General features: G+C 44.8%; 18 protein-coding genes, 1 tRNA gene and 1 pseudogene. 8 read left to right on the forward strand and 12 right to left on the reverse strand.

Annotated features, from left to right (window positions below; translation table 11 throughout):
• Positions 1–117 precede the first annotated feature (117 nt).
• Entirely contained in the window at positions 118–1,116 is a 999-nt protein-coding gene (locus BQ9893_RS14895; RefSeq protein ID WP_075966724.1) for a FecR family protein, read from the reverse strand.
• Positions 1,117–1,303: 187 nt separating this feature from the next.
• On the opposite strand from BQ9893_RS14895, the gene BQ9893_RS14900 reads away from it, so the two are divergent.
• Both BQ9893_RS14900 and BQ9893_RS14905 read left to right on the forward strand, forming a co-directional pair.
• A complete protein-coding gene (locus BQ9893_RS14900; RefSeq protein ID WP_075966725.1) occupies positions 1,304–2,131 on the forward strand; it encodes a hypothetical protein in 828 nt (275 codons plus the stop codon).
• 99 nt (positions 2,132–2,230) lie between these two features.
• Complete coding sequence (locus tag BQ9893_RS14905) at positions 2,231–3,424, forward strand: multidrug effflux MFS transporter (RefSeq protein ID WP_075966726.1); 1,194 nt, start codon at positions 2,231–2,233, stop codon at positions 3,422–3,424.
• Between the two features lie 97 nt (positions 3,425–3,521).
• Here BQ9893_RS14905 and BQ9893_RS14910 read toward each other — a convergent pair.
• The 5 genes and pseudogenes from BQ9893_RS14910 to BQ9893_RS14930 form a co-directional block, all read right to left on the reverse strand.
• A tRNA-Ile gene (locus BQ9893_RS14910) sits at positions 3,522–3,595 on the reverse strand.
• A gap of 78 nt (positions 3,596–3,673) precedes the next feature.
• A protein-coding gene (prfB, locus tag BQ9893_RS14915) for a peptide chain release factor 2 (RefSeq protein WP_139322613.1) occupies positions 3,674–4,799 on the reverse strand; the annotation gives its coding sequence in 2 pieces (ribosomal slippage) (positions 3,674–4,735 and positions 4,737–4,799; 1,125 coding nt in all).
• A 162-nt stretch (positions 4,800–4,961) separates the two neighbouring features.
• The gene (locus tag BQ9893_RS14920) at positions 4,962–6,626 is read right to left on the reverse strand and encodes a SusD/RagB family nutrient-binding outer membrane lipoprotein (RefSeq protein WP_075966728.1); all 1,665 of its coding nucleotides are present in this window, start codon (positions 6,624–6,626) and stop codon (positions 4,962–4,964) included.
• A 20-nt stretch (positions 6,627–6,646) separates the two neighbouring features.
• A pseudogene (locus BQ9893_RS14925) lies at positions 6,647–9,685 on the reverse strand (SusC/RagA family TonB-linked outer membrane protein).
• Between the two features lie 435 nt (positions 9,686–10,120).
• The gene (locus BQ9893_RS14930) at positions 10,121–11,941 is read right to left on the reverse strand and encodes an AMP-dependent synthetase/ligase (protein WP_075966729.1); all 1,821 of its coding nucleotides are present in this window, start codon (positions 11,939–11,941) and stop codon (positions 10,121–10,123) included.
• Positions 11,942–12,127: 186 nt separating this feature from the next.
• On the opposite strand from BQ9893_RS14930, the gene BQ9893_RS14935 reads away from it, so the two are divergent.
• Genes BQ9893_RS14935 through BQ9893_RS14945 form a run of 3 tightly spaced genes read left to right on the forward strand, consistent with a single transcriptional unit; the run spans position 12,128 to position 14,309 of the window.
• Positions 12,128–12,454, forward strand: coding sequence for a PadR family transcriptional regulator (locus BQ9893_RS14935; RefSeq protein WP_005635619.1), 327 nt, complete (start codon positions 12,128–12,130; stop codon positions 12,452–12,454).
• Between the two features lie 12 nt (positions 12,455–12,466).
• Positions 12,467–13,558 (forward strand): PspC domain-containing protein, encoded by a 1,092-nt coding sequence (locus BQ9893_RS14940; RefSeq protein WP_075966730.1) that lies wholly within the window; start codon positions 12,467–12,469, stop codon positions 13,556–13,558.
• A 19-nt stretch (positions 13,559–13,577) separates the two neighbouring features.
• Positions 13,578–14,309, forward strand: coding sequence for a head GIN domain-containing protein (locus BQ9893_RS14945; RefSeq protein ID WP_075967400.1), 732 nt, complete (start codon positions 13,578–13,580; stop codon positions 14,307–14,309).
• A gap of 221 nt (positions 14,310–14,530) precedes the next feature.
• Here BQ9893_RS14945 and BQ9893_RS14950 read toward each other — a convergent pair whose 3' ends face one another.
• From BQ9893_RS14950 to BQ9893_RS14960, 3 genes are all read right to left on the reverse strand, one after another.
• Positions 14,531–14,926, reverse strand: coding sequence for an HIT family protein (locus tag BQ9893_RS14950; protein ID WP_075966731.1), 396 nt, complete (start codon positions 14,924–14,926; stop codon positions 14,531–14,533).
• Between the two features lie 12 nt (positions 14,927–14,938).
• On the reverse strand, positions 14,939–15,409 hold the full coding sequence (gene greA, locus BQ9893_RS14955; RefSeq protein WP_075966732.1) for a transcription elongation factor GreA: 471 nt from the start codon (positions 15,407–15,409) through the stop codon (positions 14,939–14,941).
• Between the two features lie 212 nt (positions 15,410–15,621).
• Entirely contained in the window at positions 15,622–16,782 is a 1,161-nt protein-coding gene (locus BQ9893_RS14960; protein WP_075966733.1) for a TlpA disulfide reductase family protein, read from the reverse strand.
• Between the two features lie 195 nt (positions 16,783–16,977).
• On the opposite strand from BQ9893_RS14960, the gene pnp reads away from it, so the two are divergent.
• On the forward strand, positions 16,978–19,209 hold the full coding sequence (gene pnp, locus BQ9893_RS14965; protein ID WP_075966734.1) for a polyribonucleotide nucleotidyltransferase: 2,232 nt from the start codon (positions 16,978–16,980) through the stop codon (positions 19,207–19,209).
• A gap of 294 nt (positions 19,210–19,503) precedes the next feature.
• On the opposite strand, the gene BQ9893_RS22195 is transcribed toward pnp, so the two are convergent.
• Positions 19,504–19,992 (reverse strand): hypothetical protein, encoded by a 489-nt coding sequence (locus BQ9893_RS22195; RefSeq protein WP_244155149.1) that lies wholly within the window; start codon positions 19,990–19,992, stop codon positions 19,504–19,506.
• A 39-nt stretch (positions 19,993–20,031) separates the two neighbouring features.
• On the opposite strand from BQ9893_RS22195, the gene BQ9893_RS22200 reads away from it, so the two are divergent.
• On the forward strand, positions 20,032–21,027 hold the full coding sequence (locus BQ9893_RS22200) for a hypothetical protein (RefSeq protein WP_244155150.1): 996 nt from the start codon (positions 20,032–20,034) through the stop codon (positions 21,025–21,027).
• A 66-nt stretch (positions 21,028–21,093) separates the two neighbouring features.
• Here BQ9893_RS22200 and BQ9893_RS14975 read toward each other — a convergent pair whose 3' ends face one another.
• Both BQ9893_RS14975 and BQ9893_RS14980 read right to left on the reverse strand, forming a co-directional pair.
• A complete protein-coding gene (locus BQ9893_RS14975) occupies positions 21,094–22,134 on the reverse strand; it encodes an HlyD family secretion protein (RefSeq protein WP_075966736.1) in 1,041 nt (346 codons plus the stop codon).
• A 36-nt stretch (positions 22,135–22,170) separates the two neighbouring features.
• Positions 22,171–23,529 (reverse strand): TolC family protein, encoded by a 1,359-nt coding sequence (locus BQ9893_RS14980; protein ID WP_075966737.1) that lies wholly within the window; start codon positions 23,527–23,529, stop codon positions 22,171–22,173.
• 190 nt (positions 23,530–23,719) lie between these two features.
• On the opposite strand from BQ9893_RS14980, the gene BQ9893_RS14985 reads away from it, so the two are divergent.
• Positions 23,720–24,574: a helix-turn-helix domain-containing protein gene (locus BQ9893_RS14985; protein WP_075966738.1), complete on the forward strand. Its 855-nt coding sequence runs from the start codon at positions 23,720–23,722 to the stop codon at positions 24,572–24,574.
• Positions 24,575–24,644 lie beyond the last annotated feature (70 nt).

The following is a 24,644-nucleotide window of genomic DNA, read 5'->3' on the forward strand; positions in this document are numbered from 1 at the left end:
ACTTATTTTTAAGATTTAACTTTTAATTACTTCATTCTTTTTAGGCTTATGATTTTTCCGCCCAACAGTTACAATTCCTTTTTTCCCATTCACATTATTTTTTTAGTTTGACTTATATTAATTGAAAATTCGAATTTCTTCTGGTTTCACCTCATACCGGAATTTATTACCGGATGACAATATCTCCAGGACCTTCTCTATCGATACATTCTTTTGAAAATCAGAATAGTATACTATTTGTTTCAGCTTATTGCTTTCTATCCGGATCGGTATATTATAGAGACGCTTCAATTCTTTGGCTATTTCTTCCAAGGGGACCTTGTCAAAAGTCATTACTCCGTTGCGCCAGTTATCTATATGGCTGGCATCCATCGAATCTACCTGCATACTGAGGTCTGTTTTCCTGAAAGTAAACCGCTGATTGGGTTTCAACTCGACTGGAATGGCATCGGTCAGAAAATCACCGACCTTCACCATACCCTCTTTGAGGACAACTTTCACCTCTGAGTCTTCTTCATAGGATTTCAGATCGAATTTAGTACCGAGAACTTTCACTGACAATTTTTCAGTATTCACCACAAATGGCAAATCCTTATTCTTGCTCACTTCAAAATAGCCTTCACCTGTCAACTCCACGTTTCTCGATGTCTTGGCAAAGTTCGAATCATACTTGACCTTACTTCCGGCATTCAACCAGACAACAGAACCATCCGGAAATGTAATTTTTGATTTAGCGCCGTCCGGAACCTCGATCACATATTTTCTGTATTCTTCCGCTGCTTCAGAAACCGTTCTTCCAGACTGTGACAAAAAGAATAAAGAAGATATTCCACAGAATAAAAGGATAATAATTGCTACCGAAAACTTCAATGCTCGATGATAAAAATCGATTCGATTTATAGGTTTTGTCTCTTTATTAAATCGATTAATAGCAGCAATCACATCAAATTCTTCCGCATTCGAAATAACCCCAGTCGCTTTCCATACAACGACTGTGGTTCGGAAATAGTCTCTGTTTTCCGGCTTTTCATTAATCCACTGCCGTAAAAGAATATGACCTTCAGCATCCAAAGAGCCATTCAGAAACGATTGTATATAATTATCTATTTGATCCATTTATTCCAATAAAAACATCGAGTATAACCCTTCATTTAATATAAGGTGCAAAAAAGAAGAAGAAGGGTATATGATTAGGAATATTTTTTAATCAATTATAAATATCCGAAAAGAAAACAGACTGGACGATGCAACCCTTTTTCCTTTCCATTCATCATTATATTAGAAACAAACACCAGATATCAGTATGAACAAGTTATTTTTGACTATTTCGTCCGCCATCTTGTTGATGGCGGGATTATGCCTGTCTTCCTGCAGTGACAATGACGACATCAAACAGACAGGCATAGACGGGCGGCCCAGCGCTCTTCTTTCAAACGGGCAGGTTTTCGCTTCATTCGTCTACTCCGGCAATCTGTTTGCCGGAATCCAATATCCGGACGGACACGCGACTCGTTTCAATTATGAGGACGGAGTATTTTCCGGCATATCCTACACACCCCCTAAAGATGTGGCCGACGGACATGGCTGGGTGCATTTCAGCAAAACAGGAGACAAGACTTATGAAGTCAGTCACGGCGGTGAGCCGTCGACAGACATAAACTTCCGAGAAGAGGTGGTACTCGATGCTAACGGTTTGCCCGTCAAAGTAACCTTCACCGGTGTTTTCCAACAGGGGCCCAACGGGGAAAAACAGATTGAGGAAGGCGGCGGGTATGCCCTCCTGACTTTCGATCCGGCCACCCGGCAACTACTCAAACAGGAAGTGTACGACAAAGAATCCAACCTGCTGGTAAAAAACACGTATGAATACGACAATGCATCCGGCAGTATCAGCCATTTAGAACTTCCTCTGTATTTCTTAGGCTGGTGGTACTATAACCATGCCTACTCCTCCGACTTTAAGGATGTCCAGTTCTTGAACCACCGTCATAATATTACGAAGATCACATCCGAAAACAGCAAGGAGGAGCGTTCTTCCGCTACATATACATACAAGTATAATGAAAACAATTTTCCAGTTTCCGCATTCTGTGACAAAGGGGAAGGTGAAGATGTGGAGATCCGATACTGAGAACGACCGATAACAACCAAAAAAACGGATATTTTAGACAACCACACTTGGCTGTTTTGGACGTACCTTTGCATGTTTTATCAAACAAAAAGAAAAAAGATGATTAACATACAAAGTAAGAACAAAAACTCCAAGCTTTTTCTCCTCATCCTGTTAGGGATGTTGACGGCATTCGGGCCGTTTGTCACGGACATGTATCTTCCCAGCCTTCCTTCGATGGGGGCATATTTCAGGACAACCCCTTCATTGGTACAATTGGGATTGACAGCCAGTATGATCGGGTTGGCGGCAGGACAGATATTTTTCGGCCCGCTAAGTGACAAGTACGGGCGTCGCTCGCCATTGCTGGCGGCCATGTCTCTTTTTATCATTTCCACGATAGGTTGCATCTTTGCTCCCACGATCGAGATATTTGTAATAATGCGCCTGTTACAAGGGATTGCGGGTGCCGGCGGTATCGTAATTTCCCGTTCCGTCGCGACAGATATGTTTACCGGAAAGGAATTGGCAAAGACACTTGCGATAATCGGGGCAATCAACGGAGTCGCACCCGTAGCTGCCCCGATCATCGGTGGGAGCTTGACGGAAGGGATCGGTTGGAAAGGGATCTTCTGGGTGTTACTGGCATTAGGAACCATCCTGTTATTGGGATGCAGGCTGTTCCGCGAATCGCTGCCGAAAGAACAACGCAGGGCAACCAAGTGGCGTAATGTATTTGCCAGTTTCGGCCGGGTACTGCGAAACCGCCGTTATGTGGCGTATGTCCTTCAATTCGGATTCGCACAAGGCGTATTGTTCGCCTACATAGCCTCTTCTCCTTTCATTGTGCAGGGACATTACGGCTTTTCCGCTTTCGGATTCAGTATCTGTTTTGCGGCCAACGCTGTTGCGATCGGGTTAGCAGCCGGCCTGTCCGTTAAATTCCGTCAGCCGGAAAACAGCACGCTCACCAGCAGTATAGGCATGCTTATACTCTCCATTATCATATGTATAGCCATGAATCTGAATTGCAATTTCTGGATATACGAAGGATTGCTGATCACCCTGCTTTTCATGATGGGCTTTTCTTTCACCTCGACAACCGCCCTGGCAATGGAGTGCGAACGCGAACACGCCGGCACGGCTTCTGCCTTATTAGGAGCGATCGGATTCGGGTTCGGAGGATTAGTCTCACCTTTAGTCGGACTGGGCGACACGATGGTTACGACAGGCATTGTCTTTATGGCATGCGCAACTTGCTCTTTGGGTTGCATACTTTGGAAAACTGCTGCATGGGGACATTTAAGACAGTAGTGATCTTCTCAAGGGGATGAGGCCGGACATTCAAATTTTACTAAAAATAAAAATCGCTTAAGCATCTTATTTGCAGAGCTTAAGCGATTTATAAAAGTGGTCCCACTTGGGCTTGAACCAAGGACTCCCTGATTATGAGTCAGGTGCTCTAACCAACTGAGCTATAGGACCTGTTCAGAGCGAGGCTCTGAAATCGGATGCAATATTACGATTTATAATCGAGATATGCAAGTGTTCGTATGGGAAATCTTATTTTTCTGCAGATTCCTCTGCTCCGAATTCCATCAGGTAAGCCTTGATGAAATCATCGATTTTACCATCCATCACACCGTTGACATCGGATGTTTGGTAATTGGTACGATGGTCTTTCACACGGCGGTCGTCAAAGACGTAGCTGCGGATCTGGGAACCCCATTCGATCTTCTTCTTCCCGGCTTCCACCTTTGCCTGCTCTTCCATACGATGTTGCAATTCCTTATCGTACAAGATTGAGCGCAACTGGCGCATCGCGTTCTCGCGGTTCTTGGGCTGGTCGCGGGTTTCCGTATTTTCGATCAGGATTTCCTCTTCTTCGCCCGTGTAAGGATCTTTAAACTGGTAGCGCAGACGTACACCGGATTCCACCTTGTTCACGTTCTGCCCACCGGCACCTCCCGAACGGAACGTATCCCAAGAGATGGCAGCCTGATCGATCTTCACTTCGATCGTATCGTCGACTAGCGGAGTGACAAAGACAGAAGCAAATGAAGTCATCCGCTTGCCTTGCGCGTTATAAGGAGAGACACGAACCAAACGATGCACGCCGTTTTCACCCTTCAAATATCCGTAGGCATAATCGCCTTCGATATTGAGAGTAGCCGTTTTAATGCCTGCCTCATCCCCTTCCTGGTAGTTGGCTACGGAAATCTTATATCCGTTCGCCTCCGCCCAGCGCGTGTACATACGGAGCAACATGGAAGCCCAGTCCTGGCTTTCCGTACCGCCGGCTCCGGAGTTGATCTTCAGCACACAACTCATCTGGTCGGCTTCCTGGCGCAACATGTTGCGAAATTCCAAACTTTCCACCAACTGGATTGTTTTGCCATAGACCTCATCAACTTCTTCTTCACTGACGATCCCTTCTTTTACATAATCATAAGCCAACTGCAATTCTTCCGCTGCAGCATGAACCTCGTTGTAAAGTTCGATCCACTTTTTAAGTTCTTTTACTTTTTTCATCTGGACTTCAGCCCGTTTGGCATCTTCCCAGAAACTGGGATCATGAGTGCGCAACTCTTCTTCTTCTAACTGGATGGTCTTGCCATCTATGTCAAAGATACCCCCTCAGCGCTTGCTCGCGCTCCAACACATTGTGTAGTTGGTCTGATGTGATCATAAAATTCTTGTTTTTTTTAATTTGTCCGGCAAATTTAGATATAAATCTCCATTTATATGCCAGTGTGATAAGAAAAGTCAAGTCCATCCTTCTCTTTATGCCACACAAACAAAAAAAGGCTGCCCTTTGCGGGCAGCCCCTTTACTTATAAGATTAAACCGATTAGAAATTTCCTTTTTTAGCTTGATCCCACCAAACACGAGTACCACCGATATCGCCCGTAAACTTATCGCTCGTGTTCTCTTGATTCAACAACTGAATGCCATTCTGCAATTCTGCATTGTTAGTATTAACTTCGTTGTTAGAATAGATCAAACGACGGATCTGCTCGTTAGTATCAATTGTCCCATCACTGTTGTTTATATAGTTCGGGAACAACTTAGGATAACCCGTACGACGGTATTCAGCCCAAGCTTCAGTAGACAACGGGAAGTTAGCAATCCACTTCTGGATAATAATCTGCTGCAATTTCTCTTCATTGGAACCACTTTCATTCCACTTAGTGCCAACATTGTTCATCGCTTTATAGTTGAACTTGCTATTAACCGGGTCAACCAGGTCTTCCTGAGTCGCCGTGTTGTTGACATAAGCTTCGATGTCTGCATCAGAGATAGAAGAGATACCAGCAAATGATCCTTTGTAAGCCAACTGATGTTTGATGGATGTACGGATACCCTCTTCATAGAAGTCCTTGGCTGCGCCACCCATGTTCCAGCCACGCAAAGCACCTTCTGCACGTAAGAAGTAAGACTCGGCCGCAAACATGACAGGCAGAGGTGTTGTATAGTCCAAAACGATGTAAGAATAGTTTACATATTCATTTGGCTTAGACACGATATCATGTCCGGGGCGGATACCTAAGTAACGGGTTCCGGCTGCGATAGTAGAACCATCTTCACATTTAATGTCACCCTGGTTCATTGTCATATAAAGAGGTAAACGAGGGTCTTGCATACCTTCCATTATCGTGATCAAGTTGGCATTAGTGCCACAATCCTGCCAAGAGTAATACATACGGTACATTTCGTTTGTCAAACCCTGGTTGATCAAAACATCCTTGTCCGAAGAGGTCAAGACACCACCGGCAACAGCCTCTTCTGCTTTTTGTTTAGCCAATGTAGGGTTGGCCTTCACTATACGCATTGCGAAACGCAATTTGAACTGGTTAGCCACCTTGATCCACATATCCATGTCGCCGCCACACCAGTAGTCAAATGATGCCATAGCCGCCTTGTCGGAAGTACTGCTCTTAAAACCGGCGATTGCTTCATCAAGCAAAGTAAACAAAGAGGTATAAATCTGCTCCTGAGTATCGTAAGCATACGAAACGCCATTTGTCGGGTCGTCAATAACGGTAGAATATGCAACCGGACCGTAGGCATCTGTCAACATAGAAATAGCATACGCCTGAACAACACGCATCATTCCGGCATAGTCCTTGAAACCTTTTTCATCACAAGACTTAATCAATGTGCGCGTATTATTGAAAATATGAGAGTAAACATTCTCATACATACCACCACAGAAGCCACGGTTCAAATTGTACTGAACGTTTCCTGAACCGCCGAAGTTATGAGGAGTCATGAAATAACCACCAAACAAGTCAATGCTCAAGTTGGTCCAGAACTGGAACATATTCTGTTGCGGAGCATAAACATAAGAGAACGGTTCCTTAAACTGAGCGGCAAACGGCAAAGAAGTCGGATCCACCTCATAAGGGTTTGTGTTCAACTTTTCAAAATCGTCTGTACAGCTATTGACACTCATCAAGCCTGTCAATGCCAATGCTGAAATAGCTGTATATTTCAAAAATTTATTTAGTTTCATACGAATAATTATCTATATAATTAGAAGTTAAGCTTTAAGTTCAAACCAAAACTACGAGATGCCGGCATCGCGAACATATCAACTCCCTGCCAACCATTACCTGTACTTGCAGATACGTCCGGATCCATTGGAGCATCCTTATAGAAGAAGAACAAGTTACGGCCAATCAAAGAAGCACTCAGGTTTTTACCTATTCCGAACAAGTTACGGAAAGTATAACCGAATGACAATTCACGTAAACGAACGTTTGTCGCATCATAAACGTACAGAGAAGTAGCCATATTGGAGTTGTAGCTTGTACCCCCTACAGTTGTATAGAATTCTTTAGGATCGAATGACACACCTTCAAATACGACAGCGCCGGCATCGCGAGCAGCTCCGGAACGTTCAGAAACGCCCCAACCGTCCAATGTTGCTTCCGTCATAGACATTACCTTACCGCCAATCTTAGCATCGATCAAGAAAGACAAAGTGAAATCTTTGTAATGGAAAGTATTTGTCCAACCCATATTTACTTTAGCGTTCATGTCGCCTACATAGATCAAATCCTTAACATCTGAACCAGCCAGAACCGGACCACCTTTTTCATTCTTGATAGGTTTACCATTTTCATCGCGAGCCAAATCACGGACATACAAGTCACCGAAGTGTCCACCTTCTTTCAAAATGACAGAAGCACCTGTGCAATAGCTCTGCAATGTCAAACCATCAGACAAACCTTCAACTAGCTCGATCACTTTATTATTATTGTAAGAGAAGTTGTAGTTTGTGCTCCAGCTAAAGTTGTCTGTAAACTGCTGATGCCATCCCAAACTCATTTCAAAGCCCTGGTTTTCAATGTTACCGGCATTTACATAGCGCTGTTTCAAACCTGATTCATACGGAGCTGTTACTTTGAAGTACTGGTTCTTGGTGTTAGTCTTGTAATAAGTCAGGTTTACATCTAAACGGTTCTGCAAGAATGTACCATCAAAACCGACTTCCAAAGAATTCGTCTTCTCAGGTTTCAATGTACGGAACGGAGCTTCAGTCGGAGGAACCAAAGAACCTTGGTCGCCAATTGTATAACGCACGTTTGAAGCATAGATTGGAACGTCATTACCTACAATAGAATAAGAAGCACGGAGTTTGAACAAGTCAACATTCTTACCGAAGTCGACAAATTTGTTCAACAATGCACTTGCTCCTACAGACGGATAGAAGAATGAAACACCTTCTGTATAAGCCAAAGCAGAAGACCAGTCGTTACGAGCGCTAACGTCTACAAACAAACCGTCCTTATAACCGAATTGAGCGGTAGCAAATACAGAGTTCAAACGCTTTTCCTTCAATGAAACGCCGGTAGACAAACGATAGTAGTTGCTCGGCATGAACATATTAGGATAATATGCACCAGAAGTAATCACACCATCATTGATAGCGAACTGAGTGTCACCATAACCGATCAGACTTGTGCTTGAGGCCTTAGTCTTGGTATAGCTACCACCAGCTGTTACAGACAAAGTATAAGTATCATCCCAAGATTTGTTGTATTGCAGCATCGCGTCTGCATAAGTCTGTTCGCTGAACACACGGTCATCATGCCATGTACCCAATTTATCACGACCGGCAGTACTTGAAGCATAGTCGTTTTGTGTCCAATGTTCATCACCACGTTCGTAACGGATACGACCAGTAGCAGACAAACCTTCCATAATATCATACTTAACAGTACCACCTAATTCATAACGGTTACGATCTGAGATCGGTTTCTGCCGGTTCAATGTCCAATAGGGGTTAGAATACTGTTCCTGAAGAGTGTTTGTCCAGTTGTGAACATTAATATTCTGAGCCGGGTCCAATACTTCATAGTTGTTCTTGTAATAATCCCAGTCCTCACCTCTCGGGAACAAATATGCACCGGTCAAGGGGTTATGCAGATAACCGGAAGCCGGCTGGTTCTCAATGTGCTGTGTGTTGTAACGTGCACTTACGTCAACATGAAGTTTTGTCCACAAGTTGAAACCGACCTTAGCCAATAAGTTGTGGCTCATATATGTATTTTCAGGAACAACGCCATTTGAAGAAACATTGGCGTATGAGAAATAAGAAGTGATATTTTCGTTACCTCCCGCCAAAGAGATAGAGTTGTTAGTCGTATAACCTGTGCGGAAGAAATCCTTCGCATAGTTAGGAGCAGAAGAAGACAATTTGTCGCCCCAGCTGAATGTACCTGCATCACTCATGCCATAGCTGTTCTGGAACTTCGGCAATGACGTTGCATTCTCAACTGTCGTATTGCTTGATACATTGATTGCAACCTTACCAGACTGAGCTGATTTTGTTGTGATCATGATAGCACCATTGGCAGCGACTGCACCATAAAGAGCGGCAGCAGAAGCGCCTTTCAACAATGTGATCTGGGCAATATCGTCCGGGTTGATAGTTGACATAGCGTCGCCACCATCGCGCTGGCCGCCATAGTTCATGGATACTTAAGAATCTGAAACGTTCATCATCATCGGAACACCATCAACTACGACCAACGGTTGGTTGCTACCACTGATAGATTTGTTACCACGGAACAAAATCTTAGAAGCGCCACCAGCACCCGTAGAGTTAGGAGTAATCTGCAAACCTGCGCTCTTACCCTGCAATGAGTTGATCATGTTAACGTTTTTGATTTCGTTCAAGTCCTTGCCACCTACTGTTTGTGCAGAATAGGTCAAAGTCTTAGACTCACGCTTGATACCCATTGCTGTAACAACAACCTCTTCCAATGCTTCAGAATCAGAAGCCATCGCAACATCAATAGTAGAACGGCCGTTAATCGGCTCATCAACAGTTTTCATACTAATGTAGGAGAACTGCAAAGTACCTTTGCTGTCATCAACTTCCAAGGTATACTTACCATCGAAGTCTGTCACAGTACCAATTGTCGTACCTTTCAACAGCACATTTACACCGATCAGTGGTTCTTTTGTATCCTTATCGGTTACAGTTCCACTAACCGTCAGATTCTGGGCGTAAGCTGCTACGCACAGAAAGAATGTCAAAAATAAAATGATTGACTTTCTCATGAAAAAACGATTTTTGGGTTTAACTATAGAAATTTGTTTTTTGTTTTTATTGTCACGTTTAATTAAATAGCCAATAGTAGCATTAAGAGATGCTAGCTATCACCCAATGTCCATTTCTGAAACTTCATACAATTAATATTTATTTGTGTTTGTTTTGACTTTACCATGTTTTTTTGTATCATGATTCGATCTAAACGGCCTGCAAATTTAAATATAAATTTCAATTTGTATACCTATTAAATGATAAAAATCAAAGCCCGCCCTTCTTTTTCCACGTAAACCTCGCCGAGCGAACTTCTAAATTAATGTAAAATAGGCAATTACCGAAAGAAAACTTAAACACAAGACTCATTTTTTCTATCGAAACAACAAAAGCCCGACGGGGAGCTTATTCCCGCCGGACTTTTGTCGTTTCGGTACGTTTTTCAAGAACGATCAAGAAGGATTCGATGCTTCTTCATACATCTTTTCGATTAAATCCGCGTATTTCTTCAAAATGACTGAACGGCGGAGCTTGAGCGTATCCGTCAGTTCGCAGCCCATCGCAAAAGGTTCAGGCAACAAAGTGAAACGCTTGATTTTCTCATAAGAAGCCAGGTTCTTCTGATTCTCCTCTATATGTGTCTCGAGCAGGCGAAGAATTTCCTTATTCCGGACAAGCTCTTCCCGGCTACCGACGGCCAGCCCTTTTTCTTCGGCATATTTTTCCAGTAGCGGATAAGCAGGAACGATCAACGCACTGACAAACTTACGCTGGTCACCAATGACAGCGACCTGTTCGATATATTGATCACTGCTCATAACCATTTCAATCGCTTGCGGAGCGATGTACTTGCCATTCGACGTTTTATACAAGTCTTTGATACGTTCGGTAAAGAACAACGTGTTTCCTTCCATTCGGCCGGCATCTCCCGTACGGAAATAACCGTCTTCCGTAAACGCTTTCTCATTCTCGGCCGGTTTATTATAGTAACCGGACATCACGGTCTTGCCTTTTACCAGGATTTCGTTGTTTTCCGGATCGATCCGAACCTGTACATCCGGCATGACCTCTCCGATCGAACCGAACTGGAATCCGATTTCAGGATAGAAGCAGACAGTCGCCGTCGTCTCGCTCAACCCGTAACCATATACTATAGGGATATTGACAGACTGCAGAAATTCATTGACCGTATCCGAAAGCGGCGCACCGGCTACCGGGAAGAAGCGCCCACGTTCGATTCCTAATACCCGCTTCAACAAATTGAAGACGGTCTTATCGTACATTTCGAACTTCAACTTCAATCCGATAGGAGCCGAAATCCCCTTATTCTTATATTCCAGGTTATACTTACGGCCGGTCTCGATAGCATTCAAAAAGATTTTCTTCATGGCGGGAGACGACGAGTTTATCTTGTCATGTACACCGGCATATACTTTCTCCCAAAAACGGGGGACGTTGCACATCAATGTCGGATGTACCTCCGGCAATGTCTTCTGAATCATTTTAGGATCTTGGTTGATCGCAATCGTCACTCCCTTATGCAGGCAATAATAAGACCACGCTTTTTCAAAAATATGAGTCAGCGGCAGGAAACACATGGAAAGATCCTTATCCGTCACCATCGGAAGGCGGATATCATGGATACGCATGGCTTCCAGATAATTAGAATGATGAAGCATGACTCCTTTCGATTCGCCGGTCGTCCCGGAAGTATATATGATGGTAGCCAGATCTTCCGGTACCGCTTCATTCATACGGATCTTTACTGTTGTCTCGGCATGTGCATTATCGCCCAACCGAAGGAAATCGTCAAAATAAATCGAAGTCTTGTCTTCGGGGTTCAGCTTGACTGCCGGATCAAACACAACCAGGCGCTTCAGATATTGGGAATCTTTCTGTACCTTGAATGCATTATTATACTGTAACTGCTCGCCGACAAACAAAGTATGTATATGGGCATCATTAATTATATACTCGATCTGCCCCGGAGAATTCGTCGCATACATCGGAATAGAGACCACACGGTTCGCATAGGCCCCGAAATCCGTATAAAAACATTGTGGCATATTCTGCGAATAAACCCCGATATTTTCCTGTACTTCTATCCCGAATTCAGCCATAGCCTTAGCCGTAAGCATCACTTCTTCAGAAAATTCCTTCCAAGATATTTTTAACCATTTCCCAGTTGCATTATCACGATGTTTCAATGCCGTACGGGAACCATATTTTTCTGCCTGTCGATGAACCAACTCAGCATAATGGTAGTAAATCATAATTCTTTGTTTTGAATTGATACTACAAAAGTACAGTTTTCTATTCTATTTGTCATGAGATCAGTCTCTTTTTTACACAAAAACACCGGATTTGTGCAATATCAATGTTAAATTAGGATAAATACAGTAGCATGTATTGCATAGTACATAGGCAATGCATATATTTGTAGCGTAAAACAATATAAAATGAATGCAGAGAACGTAAAATCACAAATGAGAAAGGGAACATTGGAATATTGTATTCTATTGCTCCTCAAAAAAGAGCCGGCGTATACCTCTGACATTATCCAGAAGTTACAGGAAGCTAAATTGATTGTAGTGGAAGGTACTCTATATCCTCTGTTGACAAGATTAAAGAACAGCGAATTGCTAAGTTACCAGTGGATAGAATCTACTCAAGGCCCGCCCCGCAAGTATTACCAGCTCACACCGAAAGGAGAAGAATTTCTGGGGGAACTGGAAACATCCTGGCAGGAGCTGAACGATACAATAAACCACATCAGAAACAATTAAAATCAGAAAACAATGAAGAAGACACTGACAGTTAATTTGGGAGGAACAGTTTTCCACATTGACGAAGATGCATATCAACTGCTCGATAAATATCTGGCAAACCTTCGCATCCACTTCCGCAAAGAAGAGGGTTCGGAAGAGATTATGAACGATTTTGAAATGCGCATATCCGAACTGCTCAACGAGCGGGTTCGGTTGGGGCATGAAGTGATCACGATCGAACATGTAGAAGAAGTGATCAGACGCATGGGCAAGCCGGAAGAACTGTTCGAAGGTGAAGAAGAAAAAGAATATAAGGAAGAAGCCAAGACATACGCCTTCCAGGAAGAAGAAATACCCAGAGGTTCAAAAAAACTGATGCGCGATCCGGACAACCGGGTGTTGGGAGGAGTTGCCGGCGGTATAGCCGCTTATATGGGATGGGACGTGACGGCGGTACGCCTCGCCATGATCATCCTGCTATTCGTTCCTTATGCACCGATCATTATCCTATACCTTATATTATGGCTGGTAATGCCGTTGGCACGGACTGCAGCCGACAAACTGATGATGCGCGGGCAAAGTGTCACCCTCGAAAACATAGGTAAAACGGTTACGGACGGCTTCGAGAAGGTCAGCAACAACGTAAACAATTATATGAGTTCCGACAAGCCGAGAAGTTTTCTGCAAAAGCTGGCAGACTTGTTTGTCGGTGTGGTAGGTTTCATCCTCAAATTCCTGGCCATACTGATCGGGATCATCCTGCTGCCGCCACTGCTACTTGTCGCCTTCATATTGATAGTCGTCACCTTTGCCCTTATTGCCGGAGGCACTGGCTTCCTGTATCAATTGTCGCCATTCGGAGCCAACCTGATAGCGGGAGCACCTATTCCATTGGCAATCATGGGTTGTATCGGCTTCATTCTGCTGATCGGCATTCCTATCTTCGCGCTGGTATATGCCATCTGCATGCAGTTATTCAAAGCAAAACCATTGCCCAACACGGCAAAATGGACACTGCTGATTTTATGGCTGGTATCCGTGGTGCTGAGCATCGTCTATTTCTATCAAACCGGAATAAACGGATGGAGCACATTGCCTTGGTATAATTTCTTCAATATATAAACCAACAAACAGTATGATCATGAAACAGTCATATTCGCTTATTCTGATATCCACACTTATGGCAGGACTTTTCTGTTCCTGCCATATAAACAAGATCTCCGGCGACGGCAATGTCGTAAGCAAGGAAATCCAGATAGAGGATTACGACGAGATACAAATCGAGGGAGAAAACATCGACCTCAAGTATACACAATCGGACGATGCTCCCTATTTGAAAATCGAAACCGACCAGAACATCCATGACCTTCTGAAAATCAGTTCAGATAGTAAGGAATTGGTCATCCGCCCCAAAAACAAGTATACCGGGATCAAACCCACCTGCTTTATTGTGACAACCAACTCGACCACACTGAAAGAGTTCAAAATGGCCGGAAGAGGCAACTGCGACTTCGGAAAAGGCCTCAGTGGCGAGAAACTGGAAATTAAATTTGCAGGAGGAGGGAACATAAAAGCTGATTCCATTGCCTTCGACCGTTTGGATTGCGAAATTGCAGGTAGCGGTACCGTCTATCTAAGTGGGAAAACAGAAAAGATGAACATAAAAAGTGCCGGTAGCAGCAAGTTCAAGACGTTCGACCTGAAGACAGAAGTACTCAATTGCAAGGCAGCCGGCAGCACCAATATCGAGATTACCGCCAACAAGGAGATATCCGCCAAAATAGCAGGAAGCGGGACTATCCGATACAAAGGAAATCCGAACATAAAAGGGAAGAAGATTGCCGGGAGCGGTTCCATAACCAAAGCTGATTAAGAATCCAAGATAAAATTGCGTATTACGATGATTGTGTGTTAAAAAAAAGGCCGTCCTTTCACAAGGGGGGCCTTTCTTCTAAGGTTAACAAATTTATGAGTAAAAACCACTAATGAATCTTTACAAAAGATCGCTTTTCCCCTCGTAATATTGTGTCATAAAGAGGAAGAAGCGGTCACAAATATAAGAAAAGTTTTTAGTATAAAAAGACTTTACCTTATTTATTTAAAGGCATTTCTTATCCGTGCAGCAGTGTCTGCGAGCACGTCTTGAGTAACCTCCATTTTCTTTCCGCCAAAATACATATCCGACTCCTTCTGGATCGGAATTAAATGAATATGCGCATGAGGGACTTCCAGTCCCATAACAGCCAAACCGACCCTTTTACAAGGTATAACGGCTTCCTGCGCACGAGCCACTCGTTTAGCGAATGCCATCATACGTCCGAGCATCGGATCCTCTATGTCAAAAATATAGTCGATCTCTTTTTTAGGGATCACCAGCGTATGCCCGGCAGCTACCGGGTTGATGTCCAGAAAAGCGAAGAATTCTTCATCTTCCGCTACTTTGTGGCAAGGGATCTCACCTGCCACAATTCTACTGAATATAGATGCCATAATGTTATATTATTAAATCGATATATCCATGATTTCAAAGCTCATCACTCCGGATGGAACTTTGATTTCCACTATGTCGCCGACCTTTTTTCCCATCAGTCCTTGCGCAATCGGCGTGCTGACCGCAATCTTGCCTTCTTTCAGGTTTGCCTCCGAATCGGAAACCAAAGTATATGTCATCACTGCATTATTCTTGGTGTTCTTGATTTTCACTTTGTTCAATATCTGGACTTCGTTTGTTTGAACACGAGTTTCATCTATCAGGCGGGCATTGGAGATCAAACCCTTCAGCTGGGCAAGTTTTGCTTCCATAATGCCTTGCGCTTCTTTTGCTGCGTCATACTCAGCATTTTCAGACAAATCACCTTTGTCACGAGCCTCTGCAATCTGGGCTGATATCTCCGGACGTTTCACGGTTTCCAGATAATTAATTTCAGCTAAAATCTTATCATAACCATCTTTCGTCATATAGCTCACTGCCATACTAAATCCTCCTTTTTATTTAAATTATTATTATTGATTACTGCACAATAAAAAAAGAATCCCGACCAACTGCTTGGCCGGAACTCCTCTTTCTCTGTATTTTTAGACTTTGCAAAGATAAACGATCTTTTTAAGAACGCAAATCCTTTCGAAGTGCTTTACAACATGTTATGATTTATGAATTATGATTTATACGTTGATGAAATCATAATTCAAAGTACTGATTTCACATCCGTCTCCAATTTTTTCACGTCTTCGACACGCTTAACCAAGTTTCCTTTGCGGTCAAGAATGAAAAGGGTTGGTAATTGTTTTACATTATACAGACCTGCCACCTGCGAATAAACAGACTGCGGGTCGCGGACAGTAATCCAAGGCAAATTGGAGGCTCCGTTTCTCCAGAAATGGAAATCGCTATCCAACGACACCTGATAAATTTCAAGTCCTTGATCATGATACTTCGTGTACAATTCACCCAGTGCCATATTCAAGGCAGGCGACCATTCCGTTTGATAAGCCGTAAAGTTTATCAAAACGACCTTGCCGGGTGCAACCGTAGACAGTTTTACCACTTCGCCCCGGACATCCGGCAGTTCGATATCAAGGAATGATATTTCCTTTGTTTCCACATTGCTGTAGTCGGCAGGACGTTGAGCACGCAAGACCTTCATGGATTGCAGTGTCAGATTGTACAGATGTTTCGAACGCGGGCTTTCCGGATATGTATGATCGTAGCTGGTTGCAACCGCCCCGTAGGCCTTGACATCATTCCTGTCATACAAATCGAAGAACAACAAACCATCGATCTGTTGGAACAAGGCGAAATAGGCAGCCGTAGACATCGGTGCCGAATAAATATATTTTCGAGCAACTTCTTTATAAGCATCGGCAGCAGCCAAAACCTTTGTACGGTAGGTCGTATCCGAAATCATCTTATCTTCATATTCCTTTCTAAGGCGGCTGATAGCCTGATTTGCATCCAGTTGAGCCAGAGTGATCGCTTTTATGGCTGTTGAACTCTCAGACCCTTCCACAGAATAGGAGGTTGCGAAAGTACCGGCATCAGCGACAAAAGAGACAGTCTCGGTCGAATCGATTGCGAAATTGATCAACTGGTTATTCAGACGCAGACGATAAAAGTCAGGATATTCCGGACGCTTTTCCGTAAACTTGAACTTCCCGCCGGGAGCCAACTTGACGGAATCGAGTGTCACCACATTCGAGATTCCAACATTTTCTAAATACATAAGCTGACCGTCAGCGCCTGCCACTACTCCTTTCACTGTAAAATCAGAGGAGTTGTTACAAGCAGAAAATAAGAACATGCACAGTCCTAAAACAGTCAATAGCTGTGTGGATATTTGTTTCTTCATATCTTTATTTCTTGTTTTAATTCGCTGCAAATATACATTAATTTACAATTGTGGCACTATTATTCGCTAAATCTTCTCGCTATTTTTATAAAAAAGAGTATTTCTCATGTTTTTTATTTTCATTTTCACACGTTTACAGCTAAACTTTCATTACATTTGCACCAATTTTTACAGATAGAAAAATAAGAAAAGATTATGCTTAATCCAATTAACAAGACGATCGAATTGGCTGATGGAAGAACCATCACCATCGAAACCGGGAAATTGGCAAAACAGGCGGACGGTGCAGTTACCGTACGTATGGGCAACACAGTGTTGCTGGCTACTGTTTGTGCCGCAAAAGATGCAAACCCGGGTGTTGACTTCATGCCGTTACAAGTAGAGTACAAAGAAAAATTCTCGGCTTTTGGCCGTTTTCCGGGAGGTTTTACAAAAAGAGAAGGCAAAGCTTCCGACTACGAAATCCTGACTTCTCGTTTGGTCGACCGTGCCCTTCGCCCTCTTTTCCCGGACAATTATCACGCTGAAGTATATGTAAACGTTATATTATTCTCCGCAGACGGTGAAGATATGCCGGATGCATTGGCAGGGCTGGCAGCTTCTGCCGCATTGGCCGTATCGGATATTCCTTTCAACGGACCGATCTCCGAATGTCGTGTCGCACGTATCGATGGCAAGTATGTTGTTAACCCCACGTTCTCTGAATTGGAAAAAGCAGATATTGATATTATGGTGGGCGCAACGCTTGACAACATCATGATGGTGGAAGGCGAAATGGACGAAGTACAAGAATCGGAAATGCTGGAAGCAATCAAGGTCGCACACGAAGCAATCAAGGTACAGTGCCAGGCACAACTTGAACTGTCCGAAGCTTGCGGCAAATTGGTCAAACGCGAATACTGCCACGAAGTCAATGACGATGAACTGCGTAAAGATGTACACGAAAAATGTTATGCAAAGGCTTATGCCGTTGCGACATCCGGTACCGACAAGCATCAACGTGCCGAAGCATTCGACGCAATTGTAGAAGAATACAAAGCCCAGTTCTCCGAAGAGGAATTGACCGACGAAAAGGTTGAAATGATCGCTCGCTATTACCACGATGTAGAAAAAGAAGCGATGCGCCGTGCCATCCTGGATGAAGGAAAGCGCCTGGATGGACGTAAGACAACCGAAATCCGTCCGATTTGGATCGAGACAGACTGCCTGCCCGGTCCTCATGGTTCCGCAATCTTCACACGTGGCGAGACACAGTCGCTTTCGACTGTCACTTTAGGTACAAAGGCGGATGAAAAAATGATCGACGATGTACTGAATCACGGAAAAGAACGTTTCTTGTTACACTATAATTTCCCTCCGTTCTCTACAGGCGAAGCAAAAGCTTCCCGTGGCGTAGGACGCCGCGAAATCGGCCACGGAAACCTGGCTCACCGTGCATTGAAACGGATGATTCCGACAGACTATCCTTACGTGGTACGCGTTATTTCCGATATTTTGGAATCTAACGGTTCTTCTTCAATGGCAACCGTATGCGCCGGTACGCTGGCGTTGAGAGACGCAGGTGTTCCGATGAAGAAGCCGGTATCCGGTATCGCAATGGGTCTGATCTCCGAAAACAAAGGCCAGAACTACGCTATCCTGTCCGATATCTTAGGAGATGAAGACCACTTGGGAGATATGGACTTCAAGGTAACAGGTACTAAAGACGGTATCACTGCCACTCAGATGGATATCAAAGTAGACGGCCTGTCATACGAAATCCTTGAAAATGCATTGGCACAGGCAAAAGAAGGCCGTATGTATATCTTGGACAAGATTATGGAAGCCCAGCCGGATGTTCGTCCGGACCTGAAGCCTCACGCTCCGAGAATCGAAACAATGACGATCGGTAAAGAATTTATCGGTGCGGTAATCGGCCCGGGTGGTAAAATCATCCAAGGCATTCAAGAAAAAACTGGCGCCATTATCTCTATTGAAGAGGAAGACGGAGTGGGTAAAATCGAAATCTCCGGAACAAACAAAGCAACAATCGATGCTGCTATCCGTGCCATCAAAGGTATCGTGGCTGTTCCCGAAATCGGCGAAGTTTACGAAGGCAAGATATCTTCTATCATGCCTTACGGTGCGTTCGTCGAATTCATGCCGGGTAAAGACGGTTTGCTCCACATTTCCGAAATCGACTGGAAACGTCTGGAGACAGTTGAACAGGCCGGCTTGAAAGAAGGTGATACTATCAGCGTCAAGTTGGTAGACATCGACGCCAAGACCGGTAAATTCAAATTATCACACAAAGTCCTGCTGCCGAAACCGGAAGGTTACGAAGAACGTCCGCCAAGACCCGAACGCGGTCCGAGACCCGAACGTGGAGACCGTGGTCCTCGTCAGGATCGTGGAGACCGTGGCCCTCGCCGCGAACGTCAGGATTAAGAATCAGTAAAACACGTACGTGTATAACTCCAAACAGCTCCCGCCCCTTCTATTTGGGGACGGGAGCCGTTTTTTTACCCCCAATTCTTTTTATCCTTCATCGCGATCTGGATAGTTCAAGTGAAACGCCATTGTTTCCTGCCGCGAAACAAAAACCTCTGCGGTCGAAACCAAAGTCTCTGCGGTCGAAACCACATTTCCATGGCTCGAAACTAAAGTTTCGGCCGATGAAACTAAAGTTTCCATTAAGTGAAACTAAAGTTTCAAAGCAAGCAACCATTTGAAACTTTAGTTTCAGATTTCTTTTCGACTGAAACTACTGTTCTTCGAGAGAGTATTTTTCTTTATCATCTTCCCCACAAAGTTCCATGCCGGCATCTTCTTTAAGGTGCTGCGTACCGGCTGGATGTCCCAGAGCAGGAAAATGAGGAGCACGGCGATACCGATGATGCAAGTAATACCGTAGAGTTGGCGGATGCTAATCATCAAGAGATTGCTGGCATCGTAGGGCAGTCCACGAGCCATATTGTCAGCCATCTGATGGCGAAGGCCAAAACTGTAGAGCCCCGAACACATCGTAGAGACAGGACCGTTGCGGATGATACCCGCCATCGTCAGTCCCATGAAGAAATGCTGGAAAGGCATCAGCTCCTCCAGGTATATCGTCAGCATACAGAAGAATATCGCGTTGCCAAACGAGCGGAGGAAGGTGGGAAGGTAGAGCGCCTCCAGTGGCAAACCCGGGTCGATGAGGAAATACATCATCACAGGATATGCCACCATGGCTGCAACACCAAGGGTGAGCAAGCGAGTGTATTTCTGATGAAGCACCTTGCACCCAAAAAGGCAGAAGAGACAGCCAACGATGGCCCCCACCCATTCCACAAAGTTGAGCACATTGGTGGTGATGCTTCCGAAATGCAAAACGCCGCCAGTGAAAGCCGTCTGCAACACCTTGGGCGTACTGCCCATAAACTCGACGAAGGCGAAAAGGATGAGCAGTGGGACGAGCCGCTTATATTTCCAAGCCTCGGGGGCTATGTAGGGGTGACGGATATGGAGCATTCGCTGGATACAGAAGTATCCTGTGATAATGAAGAGCAGCAAGTCCTTCTGCATTACCTTCGAGTCGAGCCAGTTGTAATGCTCGCCATAGTTGAAGAAGAAGATGAACTCCAACATCCAGGCCGACCAAAGCAGGCAGCCGAGGTAATCGATGCTGATGAACGGCAGAGGTTTCATGAAACGGAAGTCGTGAGTGGTGGCATATACGATAAGTGCTACCGTGAGCAACGCCCCAGTCATCACCCAGTTGATGATGCGCCAATCTTGACAGATATAGATCAGGTGTTCGGTGACCCAAGGAGACAAAAACATATTTCCCAACACGAAGCAATAGAGCAATGGGAAGAAAATAGTGAAATCTCGCTTCGGAGTCATCCACAACTGGATGGTACTCATACACTCGAAACATCCGCAGAGTTTGAAGAAACCTGCGATATAGGCGAGAATGCACATCACGGGAACAGAATCCGTCCAGATGATAAGGAAATTGCAAGCCGCAATCACCAAGGCAGCGTTGAGCAAAAGCTGTCGATTAGTGAAGCGGAACTTCATCTTGAAGAGAAAGGGAAATGGCATCGCCACGCCCACCACATTGAACATGATGATCATGAGCACGTCTTCTCTCATCAGGCTATATTCGCCCATTACTTGGCTCATCGCTCCACCATAGATGCCGCCCGACATCAAGAAGGTAAAAGCAAAAAGGAGATAAATCCAAGGCTGCAAGCGACGAGGCACATAACTATTGAATGAAGGGACACGGAAAGGTCCCTGTAGCATAGGAGGTCCAGGCATTTGTTACTAATGTTGAATGTTGAATTATTCCTTGATGCGGACTTTTGTTTCTACATTTAATCCTGCACGAAGCAAAGCCACTTGTTTGGGGTCATTATCCTTGGTAAGGGCGATACGAACAGGCACGCGCTGCTCTACTTTCACGAAGTTGCCTGTGGCGTTATCCACCGGAATCATGGAGTAGGCATTGCCGGCAGCTGCAGACAGAGCCTCCACTTTGCCGTGAAATACGACATCAGGGATGGCATCGGCTGTGAAATTCACAGTTTTACCTACGGTAATGCCGTCCATCTGGGTCTCACGATAGTTTGCCAACACCCACACATCGTTGTCATCCACGATACGAGCCAACATTTGTCCCGGTTGAACCAACTGGCCTACATGAATATCTTTCTTGCCCATCACGCCATCACAAGTAGCCACGATGATGGTGTAAGAGAGATTCAAGCGGGCCAAGTTGAGCTGTGCTTCAGCTACATTCTCACCTGCACGAGAACCACCGAGTTGCTCTGTCTGTACATTCTTTACTGACACGGCACTCTGCCTCCTGCTGTTGGCTTGCTCATAGCGAGCCTTTGCTCCGAGATAACGAGCATAAGCATTGTCGTACTGTTGGCGAGTAACCGCATCCTTCTTTATCAAGGCTGCAAAGCGGTCGAAGTCTTGTTTGGCGTTCATCATATCCACGCGAGCTTCCTCGATGCCAGCCGATGCCGTCTGCACATTACTTGCTGTTGTACTCATGCTTGCCGAAACGACCAATGAACCAGACTTCGAACTTCGTAGTCCGGCCTCGGCTTGCGCCACCTGCAAGCGATATTCTGCATCCTCGATGATGACGAGGGTGTCACCCTTCCTGATATGCTGGAAATCATTGAATCGGATTTCCTTGATAAAGCCCGGTACACGAGTGTTGATCGGGACGATATGACGGCACACTTGTGCGTCATCGGTATATTCCACATCACTGCCATGTACGAAATGGCTAAAGCACCATGCCGCCGCACCCATCAAGAAGAGGATGACTACTACATTATATATTCTCTTGATAATTTTCTTGTTCATTTGTTTATTCTTTTATTTTCCACTTTACTATAGGATTTAAATCTCTCCTGCCACGTACATCATGCGATAGTAAGCATAGACAATGTTGATGCGAGCATCCACCTCTTTCAGCTCTGCGTTAAGGCGGAGGTTGGAGGCATCCACCATATCCGTGACGAGAGCCAACTGGTTGAAGTACCGGGCGTTCATCACGTCATAGTTCTGACGTGCCAGTTCTACGCTCTTCTGTTGCGTCTCAAGCTCCACATAGGTTTGCTGATATTGCACGTATGCCGCTTGCACATTGTTATTGAGTTGTTCTGCTTGCACGGCATGGCTCTCCTTGGCTTGCCGGGTCTCTACGGCTGCTTGCTTGATACGCTTGTTGCTCTTGAAGAGGGAGCTGAGGCTGTATTTTACGCCTACGCCCACATACCAGATGTTGAGATTCTTGTCGATAGGGGGAAGCTCGAAGGTTATGGGGCCATCGAAGTTGTCGGCAGCAACAAAGGCTACTTTTGGCAACATCTCGCTCTTGGCAATCTTCTCCTTTTGTTCTGCGATTCGAATGGCGTTCGAACTCTGTTCCAAGAGAGGGGAATTCATCGTGCCAGCAATCTGCCAATGTGCCTCGCCATCCTTGCCATACACCTTATTTATAACGGTGGTATCAGGGATGATCTGTACCTCTTGCCCTTCCAGGTTCATGCCGAGCGTATTGCAAAGCTGGTGGTTGAGGATACTGCGATTGTTGTGGAGAGCTGTCAAACCAAGTTTGAGCGATTCCATCTGTAGTTCATATCGGGTGATGTCGTTTTTGAGTGCCATGCCTTGGCTTTGTTTCTCTTTGATATCGGTGATGAGTTGCCGGGTCAGCTCGATGTTCTTCTCATACACTTGTATCTGGTTGTCTATCTTGAAGAGGTCGAGATACTGGCCGAAAGCGATGAAGCGGACTTGCTGGCGGGTGAGTCTTACGCCAACCTCAGCCTGTTGTTTGCCCAGTTCGGCGAGCTTGATGCCTGCGTTGATGGCACCACCGGCATAGACAACCTGCTGTGCCTGGAAGGCAAAGTTGTTGCCGAAGTGAGGAGAGCTCAATCCGTGAATGTCGGAAAAGTCACGGTCGGTGAGGAGAGCGTTGCCGATGTAGCTGAAAGAGAGCGATGCATCGAGGTCGGGAAGTCGTTTGCTTTTAGCCGACTCAACACCGAGGCTGGCTATTTCTACGCCCGACTTCACAGTGCGAAGGCTCTTGCTGTTATCCTCTATCTTCTCGAAGAGTTGGTCGATGGTCATCGACTGCTTTTGTCCGGAAGATACAGGCGATGCCGTCTCTTCACTGGATGCTTGAGCCGTTGCCCAAAGCGGACTCCCCGATAAAATGAGGCTTACAAATAAGATTTTCTTTATCATTCGTCTTCTCTTTATTATGAATCTTTTATCTCTTGAAATTGGGCGCAAAATTACGGCGTACGGGGTGAACAATCGTTTTACATATTTCGCAGCGCATGGACTTTTTAGGAACTGATATTCTTTTATATCCCATCTTTTATGCACTTTTGCAAACAAAAAAGGAATAAAAAAGAAAAACCAAGGTGAATACATGGAGTTATCGGAATTGAGTAGCTGCCAAGAGGCAGAGCTTTTCTCTTCGAGCTTGGAGGAATGGCAGGAAGGCCCGCAAGTTTTAACTTACGGAGCGATATTGATATGTCGCAAGGGGAGGGCTGTACTGAATGTGAATTATAAGGAATGGGAGTTGTATAAAGGGGCGGTGATTACGGTCTTTCCCAATGATGTCGTAGAGCTGAAGCAAGTGAAGGAGATGAAGAATGATTGGGAATTTGAGATACTGAAGTACAATCCTTCGCTTTTGCGAGAGGCAAGCTTGCAGTTGGAACAAACCGTCTATTCCTACTTGCGAGAAGACCGATGCCGCCAAGACACACCTGTAGTGACCAACATCATCAACCATATGTTCTCTTTGCTGAAAGTATATTTCAGCCAGCCGGAGTGTACCTGCATCTCGCAGTTGGTGCTATGCCAGTTGAAGGCTTTTTTCATCGGCTTCCACGAATACTTGCAACGTAATCCGCAATACCGTCCCGACGAAGTGAAGTCTTTTCGAGTAAGGGAACTCTTCAATCGTTTCATGATGCTGATGGAGAGGGATTACAAGGTATCAAGGGATGTCTACTATTATGCGGGGCAGATGAACATCACCTCCAAGTATCTCACCAATATCGTCCGACAGGTAACAGGGCACACTCCCAAGATTATCATAGACCAATACGTCATCCTGCATATCAAGATGCAATTACAACACAGTTCACTTAGCATCAAGGAGATAGCCTGGGATTATCATTTCACCGACATCAGTTTCTTCTGTCGTTATTTCAAGAAGCATACAGGGAAGACTCCACAACAACTAAGGGAGAAGGAAACATTCAGAGTGTAGAATAAAATAAGGGGCTGTGCATTCTATGTTTTTACTTGCATGAAAACATAGAATGGCACACACCCCTCTT

This window comes from Parabacteroides massiliensis, from assembly GCF_900155425.1.
In the GTDB taxonomy this organism is placed as follows: Bacteria; Bacteroidota; Bacteroidia; order Bacteroidales; family Tannerellaceae; genus Parabacteroides; species Parabacteroides massiliensis.